The organism is Adhaeribacter radiodurans, from assembly GCF_014075995.1.
Lineage (GTDB): Bacteria > Bacteroidota > Bacteroidia > Cytophagales > Hymenobacteraceae > Adhaeribacter > Adhaeribacter radiodurans.
On record NZ_CP055153.1, the window covers coordinates 6268868 to 6289999 of the forward strand.

A 21132-nucleotide genomic window follows, 5' to 3' on the forward strand; every position below is an offset into this window, starting at 1 on the left:
CTTTTGCAATATTCCAAGCCTTGTTTTTGGGATTTACTGGTAAAAACACGTACTAATTGCAGTTAAGCTAATACATGGCTATTGCTTATGTAGAATAATTTTATGCAGCAGAGCTAAACATTATACTAATAAAGAAGGGCTAATTGCTTCTTCTAACAAGAACGATCCAATTAAAAATAAAAATTATTTTAAATTAATAGGTAACAATCTGCCTGCTAGCGGAATTTAGGAATACATCTGCAAATGGGAGTTATCTATTTCAACTATTGCAAATTACCCAATCAATTTTTTATGTAGAAATAGTAAAATCCTAAAAGCAGAACACGATTTCAGGTTTAACAATAGCATTATTTTACTCACTAATATTTTACATTCTATGAAAAAACCTTTATCTAATTTCAGCAGGGTTTCATTAACCCCGGTATTAGCGCCCAGGTGGCGTGGCTTCTCCGTTATATTGTTACTTCTTTTAACGCTTCCGGTTCTCACTTTTGCCCAAAATAAAATTTGGGATAAAACTATTGGCAGCAGCGATTGGGATGTATTAAGTAGTATCCAACAAACCCAGGACGGGGGTTATATTCTCGGTGGCTACTCCGGTTCCAATATCAGTGAGGATAAATCTCAAAATAGTAGAGGCGGTGATGACTTTTGGGTAGTAAAATTAAATGCAAGTGGCGCTAAAGTTTGGGACAGAACCTTGGGTGGTACTTCCGATGATTTCTTAACTTCCATACAGCAAACCAGCGACGGCGGCTATATTCTGGGCGGCAGATCACAGTCGGGTATAGGAGGCAATAAATCACAAGCTAGTAAAGGCGAATGGGATTATTGGGTAGTAAAATTAGCCGCTAATGGTACCAAAGCCTGGGATAAAACTTTAGGCGGCAGCGGAAACGACTATTTGTATTCAGTGCGTCAAACCAGCGATGGCGGTTATATTTTAGGAGGTTGGTCAGACTCGGGTATTGGTGGCAATAAAACCCAGGCCAATAAAGGCGAATCGGACTACTGGGTTGTAAAATTAAATGCTAATGGTAGCCAGCTTTGGGATAAAACTTTTGGTGGTAACCAGGCCGATGAATTAGCGGCCTTGGAGCAGACCAATGATGGTGGCTATATTCTGGGTGGTTTTTCTTCTTCTGGTATAAGTGGCGATAAATCGCAAAATTCCCGAGGCTTTAAAGATTACTGGGTTATCAAAATTTCCGCTAATGGTAATAAATCCTGGGATAGAACCTATGGTGGTGCTTCCGATGATAATTTAACTTCTTTGCACCAAACCAACGATGGCGGCTATATTCTAGGGGGATCTTCTTACTCCGAAATAAGCGGTGAAAAATCTCAAGCCAATAAAGGAGATACAGATTATTGGGTAATAAAAATAGGTGCTAATGGTACGAAAGCTTGGGATAAAACCTACGGCGGAAACCAAGCCGATGATTTAGCAGCTTTGCAGCAAACCTCAGATGGGGGCTATGTTCTGGGCGGTACTTCCCGTTCAGGTCTTAGCGGCGATAAATCCCAGACAAGTAAAGGTATAGAAGATTTTTGGGTAGTTAAACTGAAAGCCAATGGCAGTAAATTCTGGGAAAGAACCCTTGGTGGATCTCCCAATCCTAATCCTTTAGCTTCTCTGCAACAAACCAGCGATGGTAATTACATTCTGGGTGGTTCTTCTATTAATGATGCTTCCGGCGATAAATCCGAAGATTCTAAAGGCTCTAATGATTATTGGATCGTAAAACTGGATAACAGTAATACCAATATTAGCCAAACCATCAATTTCAAACCTATTCCTTATAAAAGTTTAGGCGATGCGCCATTTGCTCTATCTGCCACCGCCACTTCCGGGTTGCCTGTCTCTTTTAGTGTAGTATCTGGCCCGGCAACTATAAACAACAATATGGTTACGGTAACAGGTTTAGGCGAAGTAACCATTAAAGCTTATCAGGCCGGGAATGCAAATTATCTACCCGCCGAAGCCACCCGTACTTTTTTAGTTCGCAACGATATTCAAAAACCCTGGGATAAAACCTTTGGGGGTACTAATCTGGACAAGCTTACTGCTATGGTGGCTACGGAGGATGGCGGCTATTTGCTAGGAGGTTCTTCATTATCCGGCATCAGCGGCAATAAAACTCAGGCCAACAGAGGAAGAGAAGACTACTGGTTGGTAAAAACCGATAAACAAGGCAAAAAACTTTGGGACAATTCTTACGGCGGCAAAGGAGTCGATAATCTTACTTCTATTTTAGCTACTCCCGATGGGGGATATTTACTGGGCGGTTCTTCAGCTTCGGGTATTTCTGGAGATAGAAGTCAGGTAAACCGGGGAGGAACCGATTATTGGGTTGTAAAAATAGATAGCGAAGGAAACAAGCTTTGGGATAAAGCTTACGGCGGCAATATGGCCGATAATTTAACCGTGTTGCTGGCTACTGCCGATGGAAATTATTTGTTGGGTGGCGCCTCGACCTCGGGTGTTACCGGCGATAAAAGCCAGGCCAGTAAAGGCGATACCGACTATTGGGTAATAAAAATAAACGAAGACGGTGACAAGCTTTGGGATAGATCTTACGGTGGCAATAAAGCAGACGAGTTAGCGGCTATTGTCGCTTCAGATAATGGCGGTTATTTACTGGGTGGTTCTTCGGCTTCGGGCATTAGCGGCAATAAGAGCCAAACCGCCCGTGCCAAAAAAGATTACTGGGTAGTACGTATTCAGGAAAACGGCGCTAAAATCTGGGATAAAACTTTTGGCGGTTCTCTGGATGCTTTTGAGCAAGGCGGCTGCGACCCCTCCACCGGAGAAGATTGCAATTTCTACTTCGGGGAATCTATTCTATCGTCTCTAGTAGCTACTCCGGATGGTGGCTTTTTGCTGGGCGGCTCTTCCAACGCCAATCAAGGTGCTGAGAAAAGTGAAGATAACCTGGGCGGCGACGAATATTCTTACTTTATAAAAAGCTATTGGGTAGTAATGATAGATCAGGATGGCCAAAAAGTATGGGATAAAACTTATCAGGGCATCTCAGATGCCCCATCCGATGGCCAGGGCTGGTTCTTTGTAACCGGAAATTCTATCCTGAACAAGATTGTTCCAATGGCTGATGGGGATTATTTACTGGCGGGTACTTCTAATGGCAGTAAAGGAGCTAGCAAAAGTGAAGATCCCCGGTTTGAAGATCCGGAATCGCCGGCACGGGATGATTATTGGGTAATAAAAATAGACGGAGAAGGTACTAAAAAGTGGGACCGTGTTGTAGGAGGTTTCAGCAATGACTTTTTAGCAGATATTGTTCCGGCAGGTGAGGGCGAATATGTGTTGGGTGGTTCTTCGGCTTCGGGCATAGGCGCAGATAAGAGTCAAGCAAACTGGGACCCGAGCGGCAATTATTATCAAAGATCTGACTACTGGATCGTAAAAATAAAAGTAGAAGAACAACCGCTTTCGGCTCAATGGAATAATCGTTACGGCGGTGCGGGTAACGATGCCTTTACGGTAGTTATTAAAACCGCTGATGGCGGATACCTGTCAGGTGGCTATACCAATTCCGGCATAAGTGGCGATAAAAGCCAAAGCAGCCGCGGCCTGAATGATTACTGGATTGTGAAATCTAATGCTGCAGGGAAAAAGCTCTGGGACAAACGTTTTGGTGGTACCGGTGATGATTATCTGAACACCATTATTCAAACTTCTGATGGCGGCTTTTTACTCGGGGGTAGCTCGCTTTCGGAAGTGAGTGGCGATAAAACGCAAGCCAGCCGCGGTAACCGCGATTTCTGGATCGTGAAAATTAGTAGCACGGGCATTAAGCAATGGGATAAACGCTACGGCGGCAGTGGCTATGATGAACTCAAGAAAGTACTCCAACTCTCAAACGACGAATACGTGCTGGCAGGCTTGAGCAACTCCCCGGTAAGCGGCGATAAAACCCAGGCTAGCCGGGGCGGACAAGACTTCTGGGTGGTAAAAATCTCGGGTAACGGTACTAAGATTTGGGATAAACGTTACGGCGGTTCCTTAAACGAGAACCTGGAAGGTTTAGCCTTAACCCTGGACGGCGGGTATTTACTGGGCGGCAGTTCGTACTCGGGTATTAGCGGCGACAAAACGCAGAACAGCCGGGGCGGCAGCGATTATTGGGTAATCCGGGTAAATAGCGCGGGCACAAAGGTGTGGGACAAACGTTTTGGCGGAAGTGGCGAAGACAACCTAATGGACTTGGGTAGTACGGGCACGAACACGGGTAACTTCTTTATTGCCGGGCACAGTACCTCCGGCGCCGAAGGAGATCGCAGCCAAAATAGCCAGGGTGGCAAAGATTTCTGGATGCTTAAAATAAACGCTAGTGGCGACAAATTATTCGATAAGCGCTTTGGCGGCAGCAGTGATGAAGGGCTGCGCACAATCTTGCTGACCAGTGATGGCGGCTACTTACTGGCGGGCCGTTCCGAGTCGGACCAAAGTGGGGATAAGACTCAAGGCAACCAGGGTTCGAGTGATTACTGGATCGTAAAAACTACCAGCACCGGCGAAATGCTCTGGGACAAACGCTTTGGTGGCAATGGCTACGACGAAATCCGGACGGCGGCCCAAACGGAAGATGGTGGTTTTATCTTGGGAGGAAGGTCAGATTCCGACGCGAGTGGCGATAGAACGCAGCCCAGCCAGGGTGGGTACGATTACTGGTTAGTGAAAGTAGCTCCGCAAAACAGCCCAATAATAGCTGAAAGACAAGTTGCTCCGGTAGTACCCGCTACGGTGCAGGAGGCTACACTTGACCTGCTGAAAGCGTATCCTAATCCTTTCCGGGAAAAAGTAAAAGTAAACTTTACTTTACCGCAAACGCAACCAGCCAGTGTAAAGGTGTACGACAATCAAGGTAGAGAAATAACTACCTTGTTCCAGGGCGAAGCCAAAGCTGATCAGAAGTATGAAGTAGAATGGCAAGCCAGTAATAAAGCAGCCGGAATGTACTTCTTACAACTGCAAACTCCTACTACTCGTCAGCAACAAAAAATACTCCTGACGAAGTAAATAATTCTAATTGTATAAGTAAGCCGGGTAGCAAGAATGCTATCCGGCTTACTTTTTTTTCTGGAGTAATACCAATGCCGATAATTGCTAAGCTTTCTATACTTACTCCTATTCTCCGTCTATTATATTTACTTTATTTAGAAAATAGTAAAATAGCGGAGGCAGATGTAATAGATAGCATGGAATTACTCTCTGATTTAAAGAACACCATGGGTAAGAACATAACCTGTTAATTCAACGGTGCTATTAAGACCTGCCTTTTTTAATATATTTTTGCGGTGAGTTCTTACTGTTTCCTGGCTGATACATAAGCTTTCGGCAATAAGGCGGCTGCTATACCCTTTTAACAAGAGCTTTATAATGTCCCGCTCCCGGGCACTGAATACTTCTTCTGATTTATTGAACTGCAGACTTTGCGGGTTGATATGAAAAATCTCCTGCGTATAACGGTTCATTTGCAAAGCTTGTGGTACTTGGGTAACCCCCAAGTAAGAGATGTCGGTATAGATGTTGGAGAAAACAAAAGGAATTTTATCTTCATCAAAGTACAGCGGAATGCACTGATGTTGAACCGTAATTATTTTGCCATCTTTTCTTCGGGCCCGGTAAAAGTAAACGAAAAAGATCAGCTCTCTTTCTTCTACCGGCCGGCTTTTAAAATACTGCATGCCTAATTGGGTTACCAATATGTTAAACTTAGTATCTTCCGGCAAACCAAATTGCATCGAGAACTCGGCATCCTGAGCTAATATTTCGGCTGCCGAGTAACCGCTCACCTCTTCGCAATCGCCGTGTACCAAACCCATGTGCCAAGTACTTAGATTAGACACAATAACAAAGAAATGGCCAATGGTCCATAAATTTTTTACTAAAGGATGATTGGCTAATTGTTGCTGGTATTGATTATCTGAGACCAGAAAAGGATGCTGGTCAAGTTTCAATGCTTTTTTAAGGTCTAGTGCCAAGTTTTGCATAATCAAAAGTTTAATTAGTCGGCGAAATGTACTTATCTAAAAATACCCCAATTGGGGTATTGATTGTTCTTTTCCTTAACTCTAATTTAGTCGAAACATTTCAAACCCTAAAGATTTCGTTATATTTTTTCAAAGTTTAGTATTATACGCTTTTAATGAAGTATTAAAAATAAAAAATTTAAGAGATTGTATTAAACCTCATTCCCCAACTCTTTCTCCGGCCGGAGAAGGAGTGCTAATCTCAATAGGAGCTTTGCCCAAATCCCTCTCCGGCCCGAGAGGGATTTGCTTAGGGCGAGATTAAAAAAAGCTTAGCTAAATGATGCAGCAAGCCTATGAAAAAAATTGGAGTAATACTAGCTGCTCCTACTTCAATTTTGTTCGCTACCAAAAAGTTAATTTTCCATAGTTATACTTAATCATTATTTAAAACTTAATAAATAATATTTAGTAAATAATTAAGAATTTACTAAATATAGAATAAAAGGAAAGCACCGCAACATACTTTTCTTTACCGGCTCTTCTTCTGGCAGCTGAAGCTAAAGGTCTGCTTGCCATCTTTTAACCAAAACGCATTTTGTACTTCTTCTTTAATATAACCAATTCTTTTATGCAAACACCTTTATCTCTTTTTGGCCTAACTCAACTAAATCGGGCTATGGTGCCTGATTGGCGATTTATTAGCCTTTATCTATTATTAATTCTGTGCTTTCAATCTAAAACCTTTGCCCAAAATATAATCTGGAATAAAACTTTTGGCGGTAGTAATCAGGAAGTGCTAAGCTCAGTACAACGGACGAATGATGGAGGCTACATTCTGGGAGGTTGGTCCGGTTCCGGAATCAGCGGTAATAAAACGGTAGCTTCGAAAGGAGCGAATGATTTCTGGGTAGTAAAGCTTAAGGCGGATGGCAGCAAAGAATGGGAAAAAGCCATTGGCAGTGAGGGAAATGATCACCTGGTTTCGGTACAACAGACCCGTGATGGCGGCTTCATTCTAGGTGGTGTTTCTGACGGCGGAGTATCCGGTGATAAAACGGAAGATCGTAGAGGTAGAGCCTATACCTGGGATTATTGGATAGTAAAATTAAATGCCAATGGCAGCAAAGAATGGGATAAAACTTTTGGTGGCGGGGAGGGAGATTGGGGAGATGAATTAACTTCCCTTCAGCAAACCAGTGATGGTGGGTATATTCTGGGAGGATGGACGGATTCTGGCAAATCAGGAGATAAATCCGAAGGGAATAAAGGCGTCTACGATTTTTGGATAGTAAAAATAAAGTCCGATGGCAGCAAAGAATGGGATAAAACGATTGGGGGTGATAATGGGGATTATTTAACCTCAATGCAGCAAACCCGTGATGGCGGGTATATTCTGGGAGGCGCATCTGGTTCCGGAAAAAGCGGTGATAAAACTCAAGCCAATAAAAGCGGAGATTATTGGGTAGTAAAGCTGAAGTCCGATGGCAGCAAAGAATGGGATAAAACGATTGGGAGTGATAATGGGGATTATTTAACCTCGGTGCAGCAAACCCGTGATGGCGGGTATCTGCTAGGTGGATATTCTTCTTCTGGTATTAATGGCCATAAATCAGAAGCTTCAAAAGGCAGTGATGATTATTGGATTGTGCAGCTGCAGGCCGATGGCAGCAAAGTTTGGGATAAAACCATTGGTGGAAAGAATTACGATCAATTAACTTCCCTTCAGCAAACCAGTGATGGCGGGTATATTCTAGGTGGATATTCTAATTCTAAGCCGAGTGGGGATAAATCTGAAGAGAGAAATGGAGAGGAAGGGGAAGGCTACTTTAACACTTCAGATTATTGGGTAGTAAAGTTAAATGCCGACAGAAGTAAAGTTTGGGACAAAACCGTAAAAGGTAAAAAAAATAGTCATAACAAGCTGGCTGCTCTTCAACAAACAAGTGATGGGAATTTTATAGTGGCTGGCACTTCTAATTACAGCTCAGGTCTCAGTGATTACTGGGTAGTGAAATTGGGTGATAGTGGCCGGAACATTCCCCAAGCTATTACTTTTGAGCCCATTGCTTATAAAAATAGTACGGATAAACCTTTTGCTCTTTCTGCTACAGCTACTTCCGGGTTGCCCGTAACTTTTAGCGTGATATCCGGCCCGGCAACCGTAAAGGGTAATATGGTAACCATAACGGGTTTAGGCGAAGTAATTATTAAAGCGTATCAGGCGGGCAATGCTACCTACAAGTCGGCTGAAGCCACCCGCACTTTTCTGGTACGAGATGACATTCTGAAATCCTGGGATAAAACCTTCGGGGGCACTAATCTGGATCAACTTACGGCTATGGTGGCTACTTCCGATGATGGCTATTTGCTGGGCGGTTTTTCAACTTCCGGTGTTACTGGTAACAAGAGCCAAGCCAATAAAGGAAAAAAAGATTACTGGCTGGTAAAAACAAATAAACAAGGGCAAAAAGTCTGGGATAAAGCTTTTGGTAGCAGTGGGTCGGATAGCCTTACTTCCATAATTGCCACTCCCGATGATGGGTATTTGCTGGGGGGATCTTCCAATTCTGGTAAGAGCAATGATAAAAGTCAGGCTAGTAAAGGGAATACCGATTACTGGATAGTAAAAATAGATAGCCAGGGTAACAAACTCTGGGATAAAACTTATGGGGGTAATAAGGCCGATAATCTATCCGCTATTTTGGCTACCAGCAATAGGCAATACCTATTAGGTGGCTCTTCTAATTCTGATAAAAGCGGGGATAAAAGCCAGGCAGGGAAGGGCAAAAGTGATTACTGGTTAGTTCTGATAGATGAATTGGGCAACAAAATTTGGGACCAAACCTACGGGGGTGATAAATCCGATAATTTAGCGGCTATCATAGCTACGAACAATGGCGGCTATCTGGTAGGTGGTTCTTCTGCTTCGGGAAAGAGTAGTGATAAAAGCCAGGAAACCCGTGGATTGGAAGATTATTGGATTTTACGCTTAAAAGCCGATGGTACCAAGTTGTGGGATAAAACCTATGGCGGTATTACAGAAGCTTTCCAAGTTGAAGATTGTTTTGAAGAAGATCCAGCTAATTGTTTTTACCTGAACGGGCGGTCGGTTCTGACTTCCCTGGCCGCAACCCAGAATGGGGGCTTTATGCTGGGGGGTTCCTCCAACGCAGCTAAAGGAGGGGAAAAAAGTGAAGACAATTTAGGTACCTTTTTGTACAATGATTATTTAACCGATTACTGGGTGGTAAAAATTGATGAAAACGGAAATAAGGTATGGGATAATACGTACAATGGTTTAAGTAAAAATCTTCCCGATGGACATTATTGGTCTTTTTTTACTGGAAATTCTACCCTGAAAACTATTTTTCCTACTACTGATGGCAATTATTTACTGGCTGGTACTTCGGATGCAGATAAAGGAGTGGATAAAAGCCAGGAAAGTAGATTTGAAGATCCTTACTCTTCGCAAAGAGATGATTATTGGGTAATAAAAATTGATGAAAGCGGCACTAAGATAAAGGACTGGACTATTGGCGGTTTTAGTAATGATCATCTCACTGCTATTGTGCCGGTTGCTGAAGAAGGCTATGTGTTGGGTGGCTATTCCGTTTCTCGATTAGGCGCTGATAAAAGTGAAAACTCTTGGGATATAAGTGAAAACTTTAGAGAAAGTTCAGACTACTGGATTGTAAAAATAGAAGAAGAGCTACCTCTTACTGCCCAGTGGAATATGCGTTACGGTGGTTCCGGAAACGAAGGCTTTACTACTATAATTAAAACAGCAGATGGAGGTTATTTATCAGGCGGCTATTCCGCTTCAGGCGTAAGTGGCGATAAAAGCCAAGCTAGCCAAGGTAAGAACGACTACTGGATTGTAAAATCCGACAAGGACGGCAAGAAGCTATGGGATAAACGCTATGGTGGTTCTGCGGATGATTATCTAAACCGGATCATCCAGACGAAAGATGGCGGCTATTTACTGGCGGGAAGTTCTTTGTCGGGCAAGAGCGGGGACAAGTCCGAAGCAAGTCACGGAGATCGGGATTACTGGCTCCTCAAGATTGATAAAGTGGGCACGAAAGAGTGGGACAAGAGCTATGGCGGAAGTGGTTATGATGAATTGAAGAAAGTCTTACAGCTAAGTACGGGAGAATATATTTTAGCAGGGTACAGTAACTCGCCGGTAAGTGGAAATAAAACGCAGGCGAGTCAAGGAGGCAATGACTTCTGGATAGTGAAAATTAGTAGTAAGGGAGAGAAATTCTGGGATAAGCGGTATGGTGGTAAGGAAGAAGAAGTATTAGGTGGCATTGTACCAACAGCAGAAGAAGGTTTCTTACTGGGCGGTAGTTCCTGGTCGGGTAAAAGCGGCAATAAGACAGAAGCAAGTAGAGGTAAGAGTGACTTCTGGTTAGTAGCAGTAGATAATGAAGGCCAGCAACTCTGGGATAAGACTTACGGGGGAATAGGTGAAGATCAAGCCTTCTCTCTAGGCAAAGCAGGTAAGGATTACTTTATTGCTGGACAAAGTGATTCACCAGCAGGATTAGATAAAATCAGAGATAGTCAGGGTGGCTTAGATTACTGGCTCTTGAAAGTTAGTAGTACGGGCGAGAAGGTGTGGGATAAGCGGTATGGTGGCAGTAAAGATGATGAACTACGTGCCAGTATTCAAACCCAGGATGGCGGGTATCTGTTAGCAGGTAAGTCTTTCTCCAACAAGAGTGGCAACAAGCGGCAAGATAGTCAGGGATCAAGTGATTACTGGATGGTGAAAGCCGATAAGGAAGGCCAGTATGAGTGGAGTAAAACTTTTGGCGGTAGCGGAGCCGAAGAACTAAGAGCCGTTATTCAGACGAGTGAAGGAGGGTACTTGTTAGGTGGAAAGTCGGATTCAGGAGTAAGCGGCGACAGAACCCAGCCGAGCCAAGGAGGAACCGATTACTGGTTGGTGAAGGTTGCTCCCGAAGATAGTCCGATAGTAGCGGAAAGGGAAGCCACCTTGGTAGCAGAGCCAATAGTTAAAACCGAATTAAGTCCATTAACGGTTTACCCCAATCCAGCCAAAGATCAGGTAACTATTCGTTTTACTTTGCTGCTAACACAAGATGTTAGCTTAAAGGTGTATAATAATCAGGGGCAAGAAGTATCTACTATATTTCAGGGAGAAGTGCCGGCCAATCAAACCTATACTTGTAAATGGAACGCTGGTACTCACTCAGCTGGTATTTACATCTTGCGATTACAAACCAAAGAACAGGATAGCCACCGGAAAATAATGCTCGTCCGTTAACCTACTGATATTACTCCTGGTTAAAGGTACTCCTTGCAATTACGACAAGAGGTACTTTCCTCCATTAAAGGTTTTAGTTTAGAGTTGAACCTACCCGCGAATACCACTTAAGTTAATATGTCATATGTCAGCTAGTCATCTCAGTCTTTTATGGACTTAACTTTCTTCTCTTCCTTTTCATTTATTTAGTCAAAGAAACAAATCTTTATGAAAACACCTCTATTCCAATTTCAAGCAGCTAAACTATGGCGCTTACTTCGGACTAAATCCCTATGGGCAGTAATAATTATTCTCTGTGGTTTCTTTCTTACCCCTATTCGGCTTACGGCGCAAGTTAAACTCTGGGACAAAACCTTCGGGGGAAGTAAGGAGGATATTTTCAGAGCGATGAAGAAAACGAGTGACAACGGCTTTATTTTGGGGGGAGTTTCTGGCTCCAGTCAATCCGGTGATAAATCTCAGGCTAATAAAGGTGGGACGGATTATTGGGTAGTGAAGTTAAAGGCTGATGGCAGCAAAGAATGGGATAAAACCTTTGGGGGTAGAAACGTGGATGAATTACAATCCATTCAGCAGACCAAAGATGGCGGGTATATTTTAGGGGGTACTTCTCTTTCGGGCAAGTCGGGCGATAAAACTGAGGTGGGTAAAGGAGAATCGGATTACTGGATTGTAAAATTAAATGCTAATGGTACTAAAATATGGGATAAAACTTTAGGTGGCAGCAATTCTGATTGGTTAACCACCGTGCAACAAACCAATGATGGCGGTTATATTCTGGGAGGATATTCGCACTCCGGTAAGAGCGGCGATAAAAGCGAAGAAAATAAGCAAGCTCTTAATTTGCATGGTAATAAACAATCTGATTATTGGGTTGTAAAAATAGATAATAGCGGTAACAAACTCTGGGATAGAACCATTGGCGGAGATGGCAATGACAGATTAACCAACTTAGTTCATACCCCTGATGGCGGCTATTTACTGGGCGGCTCTTCGAATTCTGAAAAAAGCGGCGATAAAAGCGAACCTAGAAAAAGTGATTGTACGGATGATTCCTTCTATTTTGAAGATTCATTTTGGGGCGAACCCTGTCCTGATTATTGGATCGTTAAGATTACCGATAAAGGTGTTAAACAATGGGATAAAACGTATGGAGGATCTAGTTTTGATATCCTAAATGATTTGGTTGTTTCTCCTCAAGGAGGTTATTTATTAGGCGGGCGCGCCGACTCGGATATTGGTTTAGATAAAAGTGAGCCTACCCGGGATGAGCCAAATAGTTATAATGAAAAAGGAGACTATTGGATAATTAAGATTAAGGCGGATGGCACCAAGGAATGGGACAAAACCTTTGGTGGCAATAAAACCGATGATTTAAGATCGTTATTACCTACCCCAGATGGAGGTTATTTACTGGGAGGCTATTCTAGTTCCAGTAAGAGTAGAGAAATGTCCGAGCTTAGAAAAGAGGTGGAAAGCTTTTGGGTAATAAAGATTGATGCCCAAGGTAGTGTGCTTTGGGATAAAACCTTCAGCAATGTCAATCAATTTATAGATGTTACTCAATCTACAAATGAGTTTTCCCTTGAAATGGCATTAACTTCTGATGGCAATTGCCTGGTGGCCGGACAAGCTTACTCGGGAGCAAAAGAATGGGATAAAAGTCAAGCAGGCTATGGAGCTACTGATTTTTGGGTAGTAAAGCTAGGTATTCCCAATAAGAAAGTACAGACTATTACCTTTACTCCCACTGATCAAGGTCTAAGCAATTCCCCGTTTACCTTATCAGCCGAGGCTAGCTCGGGGTTGCCGGTTACTTTCAAACTTGTTTCCGGACCAGCTACTCAAAAAGGTAATCAGTTACACTTTACTGGTTACGGTATAGTGGTAGTAAAAGCCATCCAGGCGGGTAATGCCACCTACAGCCCCGTAGAACATACCACTAGCTTTAGGGTTCAAAGATTCCCGAAACAACGGGATAAAACCATAGGAGGTAAGGATGCAGATATGTTGGCCGATATGGTGGCTACTCCCGACGGTGGATATTTGTTAGCCGGTTCTTCTGCCTCGGGAACCAACGGAGATAAAAGTACGACCAGTAAGGGCGAATCGGATTATTGGTTAGTAAAAGTAGATAAGGATAAAAATAAGGTATGGGATAAATCTTATGGCGGTTCAGGTATTGAAACTATTTCTACTATTATCCCAACTCCGGATGGGGGCTATTTACTAGGGGGCACTTCTGATTCGGGAAAAGAAGACGATAAAAGCGGACTCAGTAAAGGAATGCTGGACTTCTGGCTGGTAAAAGTAGATGCTGATGGTACAAAACTCTGGGACAAAACGATTGGCGGAAATTTAAATGATAATCTTACTACAATTTTAGCTACTCCAGATGGAGGTTTTTTATTAGGGGGAGATTCCAAATCGGGTAAGAGTGGAGATAAAAGTGAAAGCAACAAAGGTATCTTAGATGAAAATGGCCAAGTTAATTCAGACTTCTGGGTAGTGAAGATAGATAGTGAGGGTAAAAAACTCTGGGATAAGACTTTAGGTGAAAAATTCGATGATAATTTAACCTCTATAATAGTTACCCCTGATGGCAATTACCTAGTTGGTGGGAAAAGGGATATAGATTCAGACCATTTTTCCGATTATTGGGTAGTAAAGATAAACCAACAAGGGAAGCAACTCTGGAGCAGAGCTTATGACCATGAATGGTTTGATCAATTAACATCTATGATAGCTACTCCTGATGGCGGTTATTTATTGGCAGGTAATTCTGGTTTTGAAGGAAGATATCCTTTCTGGGTAATTAAAATAGATGCGAATGGTAATAAAATTTGGGATAATCTCTTTAGTGGGTCTATGATTCCATGTGGTTCTGGTTGTGATTCATACTTTTCCAAACCAATAGATATAGTCGCAATACCAAATGGGCATTATTTATTAGCTGGTTATACCTATACAAATCAAGGTGGCGATCGAAGCGAGGAAACAAGAGGCAAGGATGATTACTGGCTCCTGGAGATAGATGAGAATGGACAACGAATTTCGGATAAATCTTTTGGCAGCAGTAGTACAGATGTGTTAACCGCTATGGTGGCTTCTCCTAATGGTGGTTACCTACTCGGCGGTTACTCTAACTCCAATGCTGACTGGGAAAAAAGTGAAGATAGTAAAGGCGATTATGACTTCTGGCTGGTAGAAACGCAAATTACCGCCTTCCCTCCTTCTACTCTAGAGGCCTGGAATTTACGCTATGGCGGTAATAGCCTTGATAACTTCACCACTGTTATACAGACTGCAGATGGAGGCTACCTACTCGGAGGCTATTCCTCTTCCAAACAAGCCGGCGATAAAAGCCAAGGTAGTTACGGTAAAACGGATTATTGGGTAATGAAAACGGATGCCGATGGTAACAAACTTTGGGATAAACGCTATGGTGGTTCGGGTCGGGAGTACCTAAACAGCATTGTTCCTACTCCGGATGGTGGTTTCCTGCTAGGAGGCAGTTCAGACTCTAAAGTAGACGGAAATAAAACTGCTGTTAATAAGGGTGGTAAGGATATGTGGGTAGTAAAAATAAATAGTAGCGGAGAAATACAATGGGACCAAAGTTATGGCAGTAGAGGAAATGAAGACTTACGTAAAATCAGACCCTTACCATCTGGATTATATCTGTTGGCCGGGTACAGCGATTCTCCTGTTAATAGGGATAAAACCCAAGCCAGCCAGGGAGGTCTGGATTACTGGTTAGTCAAGATTGATATTTTTTATTATGGGTTCAAACGCTGGGATAAACGGTACGGCGGAGCAGCAAATGATTACCTAGAAGATGCAGTCGTGTTAGAGAATGAAGATTTACTTTTAGGCGGCACTTCTTTCTCTTCTGCTACTGGTGATAAAAGCCAGGCTAGTCAAGGTGGCTCCGATTTTTGGGCTCTTCGTATTAATAGCCAAGGAGATAAGCTCTGGGATAAAAGTTATGGTGGCAACGACCAAGACCAACTCCATTCTTTACTTAGTATTAATAAAGACACCATTCTTCTGGCCGGCCAAAGTGCCTCGGGTAAGAATGGAGATAAGAGTCAGGAAAGTAAAGGAGGCAAAGACTTTTGGTTGCTGCAAGTAGATGGTAAAGGAGAAAAGCAATGGGATAAAACCTACGGGGGCAGCAGTGACGAAACTTTACGTTCTCTGATTTCAGATAATGACGGAGGATACGTACTAGGCGGTACATCCTTCTCCGGAATAAGTGGCGATAAGAGCCAAACTAATCAGGGTAGCAGTGATTACTGGTTAGTTAAAACCAATAATCAAGGCGAAAAACTCTGGGACAAACGCTTGGGTGGTAACCAACAAGAAGAACTCCGGGCCGTGTGGATTACCGATGATGGTGGGTACTTACTAGGCGGGCGCTCTAACTCTGATGTAAGTGGGGATAGAACGCAGCCCAGCCAGGGCGATAATGATTTCTGGTTGGTGAAAATTGCGCCGGAAAAAACACCGATTGTAGCTGAAAGAGAAACTACCCCAGTACTAGCCATATCAGTAAAGGAACCCACCCTACATCTGTTAAATGCCTATCCGAATCCAGCAAGAGAACAGGTAACCGTTAGCTTTACGCTGTCCCAAACGCAGGCTGCTAGGGTGAAGGTGTATGATGTTCAGGGAAGAGAAATTACTACCTTGTTCCAGGGCGAAGCTCAAGCCAATCAGATGTATAGAGTAGAATGGCAGGCAAGTAACAAACCGGCAGGATTATATTTCTTACAACTGCAAACTCCTGCTATTCTCCAGCAACAAAAACTACTCTTGACAAAGTAAACCCCAGCAAGCGGGATGAGAACGTTCTCATCCCGCTTGCTTTTTGAAATAGTTTTTTCATCTGCAACATCTAAAGTGGTATCCATTTTATGCTTCTATATTTTAGAAACACTTCCCTATACTAAAGAATAAAACCATTCGTGAAAATAGGAAAAGGTAAGCCTCTCTTTAATATTTACTAACCCTCCTCTCTGGCTGGCGAACTTTCAATTAAGGCCAAGTCATGTATGCGCAAACGTACTTCTTACCTTTCAAATCTTAATTTCAATCCTAATGAAAATACTTATAAATCTTTCCTTAAAGGTTCAATTAACCCGGACATTAGCGTTCCACAAGCGCAGCATCTGGCTAATCTTTTTACTACACCTAAGCCTCCCACTAGTAAGTTTCGCTCAAATCAAGACTTGGGATAAAACCTTCGGCGGTAATTCTTATGATTTTCTTACTTCTGTAGTAAATACTTCGGATGGTGGTTATTTACTAGGCGGTACTTCCAATTCTAATAAGAGCGGGGACAAGAGTGAAACTGGCCGGGGGCCAAAAGGTAACCGATACCAGGATTATTGGATAGTAAAAACTGACAATAAAGGTAAAAAAATGTGGGAGAAAACCTTTGGCGGAGAAAATTATGATTTTCTTAAGGCAGTAGTAGCTACACCGGATGGGGGCTATCTGTTAGGTGGTTTTTCTTCCTCGGGTAAGAGTGAGGATAAATCGGAAGCAAACAAGAGTAAAGAGTCGTATTATTCTGATTACTGGTTGGTAAAGATAGATGCCAATGGTAAAAAGGAATGGGATAAAACCTATGGTGGGGATGGCGATGATGAACTCTACGCGATGGTAGCGGCACCAGATGGAGGGTATTTATTGGCAGGTCCGTCCGGATCAGATAAAAGTGATGATAAATCAGAAGATAATAAAGGAGGTAAAGATCAACATGGGAATATCTCCTCCGATTACTGGATAGTAAAGATAAAAGCAGATGGTACAAAAGTCTGGGACAAAACTATAGGCGGCAAACTTGATGACCGCTTAACCTCTTTGTTAGTCACAGCAGATAAAGGGTATTTACTCAGTGGTTATTCTATTTCCGAAAAGAGTGGGGATAAGAGTGAAAATAAGCTGGGCAACTGGGTGGTTAAGCTGGATGTTGAAGGCAAAAAAATATGGGATAAGACTTTTAGCTACGGCGGCGACGTATCTGATTGGGCGTACAATAAGGTGAGTGCCTTGCTAAACACCCCAGATGGCGGCTACCTGGTCGGTACTAATGCTCCCTCAGGTAAGAAAGAAGACAAGAGTACGTCTTATGCCGGGTATTGGATAATAAAAATAGATTCCCAAGGAAAAAAGCAGTGGGATAAAACTTATGGGGGCAGTTTCAGAGATGAATTTAGAACCATGATTACTTCTCCGGATGGGGGATACTTATTAAGCGGTATTTCTAACCGGAAAAAAGCAGGGGATAAGAGCGATGACAAAAAAGGGTATTGGATAGTGAAGATAAAGGAAAACGGTACCAAAGAATGGGACAGAACTTATGGCAGCGTTAATAATCATAATTTAGGTGAAGAACCCTCACTGAAGGCACTGGTACCTACCAGCGATGGCGGCTTTCTAGTTGGGGGAAATTCCAGTTTAGGTGTCGACGGAGATAAGACGGAAGAGAGCCGGGGAGAATATGACTACTGGGTGGTGAAAATAGCCCTTACCAAGAAGAAAGAACAAATTATTACCTTCCCTACTCCCCTAATCACCAAAACCTTAGGAGATGCGCCTATTACCCTTTCGGCCAAAACTAGCTCAGGGTTGCCAGTTACCTTTAGCCTGGTATCCGGACCAGGCACCCTCAAAGGCAAAATCCTTGCGTTTACAAATCTAGGCACTATTAAGGTAAAAGCCTCGCAGGCGGGTAACGCGACGTATGCCGCTGCCACGGATGTTTTCCAAACCATTATTGTGGATGTACCCACTCCGGTTACCAAAGTCTGGGATAGAACTATAGCAGGAGAGTTTAACGACCTAATGGTAGCTACCCCAGATGGAGGATTTATAATGGGCAATTCCTCTAGGCTAACCAAGATAAATAAAGAAGGAACCAAAATACAAGACATAAACATCACTTTTGATTTTTGGCTTGGAAGCCTATTAATAACTTCGGATGGGGGATACCTGTTAGGTGGAACTCCTCCTTTTGGGGTTGGAGCCGGTTATTCAATAGTTAAACTAAATAGCAATGGTACCACCGAATGGGAGAAGGATTTTAAAAGTGATTGGTCTACTACTGTCTTTAGCACCATGGTGCCTACCCAGGATGGTGGCTATTTATTAGGCGGTTATAGTGAATCTGGTATTTACGGCGATAAAAGTGAACCGAGCCGAGGTAGTAGCGACTATTGGATTATAAAAATTGATAGTAAGGGCAATAAGATTTGGGATAAAACCCTAGGTGGGAATGAATGGGATAATCTTACTGCTATGTTAGCTACCCCAGATGGAGGTTTTGTACTCGGAGGTTCTTCCAATTCAGATAAGAGTAATGATAAAAGTGAAACTTACCGGGGAGATTTTGGGGAAAACCAGGCTGTTCCTTCGGACTACTGGATAGTAAAAATAGATGCTGCAGGTAATAAGCAATGGGATAAAACTTATGGTGGAAATAATAGAGATGACCTTTCGGTAATAGTGGCTTCTCCGAATGGAGGGTATTTATTAGGAGGCACTTCTTATTCGGATAAGAGTAGTGATAAGAGTGAATCCAGCCGGGATTCTCCTAACTCTTACAAAGGTGACTATTGGGTAATTAAAATAGATGCCATTGGTAAAAAGCTTTGGGATAAAACCATAGGCGGCAATCAAGAGGATTACCTAAGAGCTATAGTGCCTACTGAAGATGGAAATTATTTACTCGGAGGTTCTTCTACCTCGGGCGTGGGGGAAGATAAAAGTGGGCAATATCGGGGAGGGAACTCGTTTGGCCAGGATGGTGATTATTGGATAGTAAAGGTAGATAATACCGGTAAGAAAATGTGGGATGAGAACTTTGGTACCAGCAGAAGGGATGATTTCACGGCTTTACAGGTCAGTACTGATGGAAGTTATTTGCTAAGTGGTACTTCCAACGCCGGCATTGATGGGGACAAAACAGAATTCTCCCGGGATCCAGATTCTATGCAGGGCATGAACCAAGATTATTGGCTGATAAAGATAAAAGAAGATCTGTCCTTAACGGCGCAATGGGATCTGCGCTACGGTGGTTCTGGCAACGAAGGCTTTACTACTATAATTAAAACGAGTGATGGTGGATACTTAAGTGGAGGTTATTCCGCTTCAGGAGTAAGTGGCGATAGAACTCAAGCGAGCCAGGGTAAGAACGACTACTGGATAGTAAAATCAGATGCAAACGGCAAGAAGCTATGGGACAAACGCTATGGAGGTTCTGCAGATGACTACTTGAACCGGATCATTCAGACAAAAGATGGTGGTTATTTACTGGCGGGTAGTTCCTTATCGGGAAAAGGTGGCGATAAAAGTGAAGCAAGCAGAGGAGGCAGGGATTATTGGATCGACAAGCTAGATAAGCAAGGAAAGAAAGAGTGGGACAAGAGCTATGGCGGCAGTGGCTACGATGAACTCAAAAAAGTACTCCAACTCTCTACTGGAGAATACCTGTTAGCCGGTTACAGCAACTCCCCCGTGAGTGGGGAGAAAACACAGGCGAGTCAGGGTGAGAATGATTACTGGTTAGTCAAGGTGAGTTCTACCGGAGAGAAGCTGTGGGATAAACGCTATGGCGGTAATTTAGAAGAAGAGTTAGCAGGGATCGTGCAAACAGCGGAAGGTGGTTTCTTGTTAGGGGGTAGTTCCTGGTCTGATAAAAGCGGCAACAAAACAGGAGCTAGTAGAGGTAAGAGTGATTTCTGGCTAGTAGCCGTAGATAAAGAAGGTAAGCAACTCTGGGATAGAACTTACGGAGGAAAAGGTGAGGACCAAGCGTACTCATTAGGCAAAGCCGGTAATACTTACTTTCTAGCCGGGCAAAGTGATTCTCCAGCCGGATGGGATAAGACAAGAGATAGTCAGGGAGGCTTAGACTACTGGCTCTTAAAAGTAAGTAGCACGGGAGAAAAGGTGTGGGATAAGCGGTATGGTGGCAGTAAAGATGATGAGCTGCGTGCCAGTATTCCTACTCAGGATAGCGGGTACTTATTAGCCGGAAAGTCTTTCTCCAACCAGAGTGGCAACAAACGGCAAGATAGCCAGGGTTTAAGTGACTATTGGATGGTGAAAGCCGATAAAGATGGGCAATATGAGTGGAGCAAAACCTTTGGCGGCAGCGGTGCGGAAGAACTAAGAGCCGTGATTCAGACCAGCGAAGGCGGGTACTTGTTAGGCGGTAAGTCCTACTCAGGAGTAAGTGGCGATAGAACGCAACCGAGCCAAGGTGGATATGATTACTGGCTGGTGAAAGTAGCTCCGGAAGCTAAATCTATTGTAGCTGAAAGAGAAGCTACCCTGGTAGAAGAAATTCCATTGCCAATGGAACAATTCAGTTTAAAAGCTTATCCAAATCCGTCCTCTGGAAAGTTTACGGTAAGCTTTACTCTACCGCAAACCCAGAATGCTAGCTTAAAAGTATACGACAATCAAGGAAGAGAAATCACTACTTTGTTCCAGGGTGAAGCAAAAGCTAATCAGAAGTATGAGGTAGAATGGCAGGCAAACAACAAAGCGGCTGGATTATTTTTCTTGCAACTGCAAAACCCTACTCTCCGGTGGCACCAGAAATTGCTAATAGCCAAGTAAGTCAGCTTCCTGTAAACAAAAGACTGATAAGGTATATTCTATCCAGCTTTTTGTTTACAGGAAAACAATTGCTTTGGCAGCTAGTGTCTACTAATTGATTTCAGCGAAGATTATTTATTCTTGCTTCCCCTTGTTTTCGCAAAAAGTATGGTTTGCAGTTCTTCTAAATTATAAGAACATCTTCATGAAATTTTTAATAA

At 43.0% G+C, this 21132-nt stretch carries 5 protein-coding genes; 4 read left to right on the forward strand and 1 reads right to left on the reverse strand.

The genetic code is table 11. The features are described 5' to 3' along the window. Window positions 1-376: 376 nt before the first annotated feature. Entirely contained in the window at window positions 377-5044 is a 4668-nt protein-coding gene (locus tag HUW48_RS24805; RefSeq protein ID WP_182413484.1) for a T9SS type A sorting domain-containing protein, read from the forward strand. A 197-nt stretch (window positions 5045-5241) separates the two neighbouring features. On the opposite strand, the gene HUW48_RS24810 is transcribed toward HUW48_RS24805, so the two are convergent. Continuing rightward, window positions 5242-6018, reverse strand: coding sequence for a LuxR C-terminal-related transcriptional regulator (locus HUW48_RS24810; protein WP_182413485.1), 777 nt, complete (start codon window positions 6016-6018; stop codon window positions 5242-5244). A 610-nt stretch (window positions 6019-6628) separates the two neighbouring features. On the opposite strand from HUW48_RS24810, the gene HUW48_RS24815 reads away from it, so the two are divergent. The 3 genes from HUW48_RS24815 (at window position 6629) to HUW48_RS24825 (ending at window position 20932) form a co-directional block, all read left to right on the forward strand. Further along, window positions 6629-11296 carry a T9SS type A sorting domain-containing protein gene (locus HUW48_RS24815; RefSeq protein WP_182413486.1) on the forward strand — a complete coding sequence of 1556 codons (4668 nt, stop codon included), beginning with the start codon at window positions 6629-6631 and terminating at the stop codon, window positions 11294-11296. Window positions 11297-11503: 207 nt separating this feature from the next. Beyond that, window positions 11504-16126: a T9SS type A sorting domain-containing protein gene (locus HUW48_RS24820; RefSeq protein WP_182413487.1), complete on the forward strand. Its 4623-nt coding sequence runs from the start codon at window positions 11504-11506 to the stop codon at window positions 16124-16126. A 273-nt stretch (window positions 16127-16399) separates the two neighbouring features. Next, window positions 16400-20932, forward strand: a complete 4533-nt coding sequence (locus HUW48_RS24825; protein ID WP_182413488.1) for a T9SS type A sorting domain-containing protein — start codon at window positions 16400-16402, stop codon at window positions 20930-20932. Window positions 20933-21132: the final 200 nt, after the last annotated feature.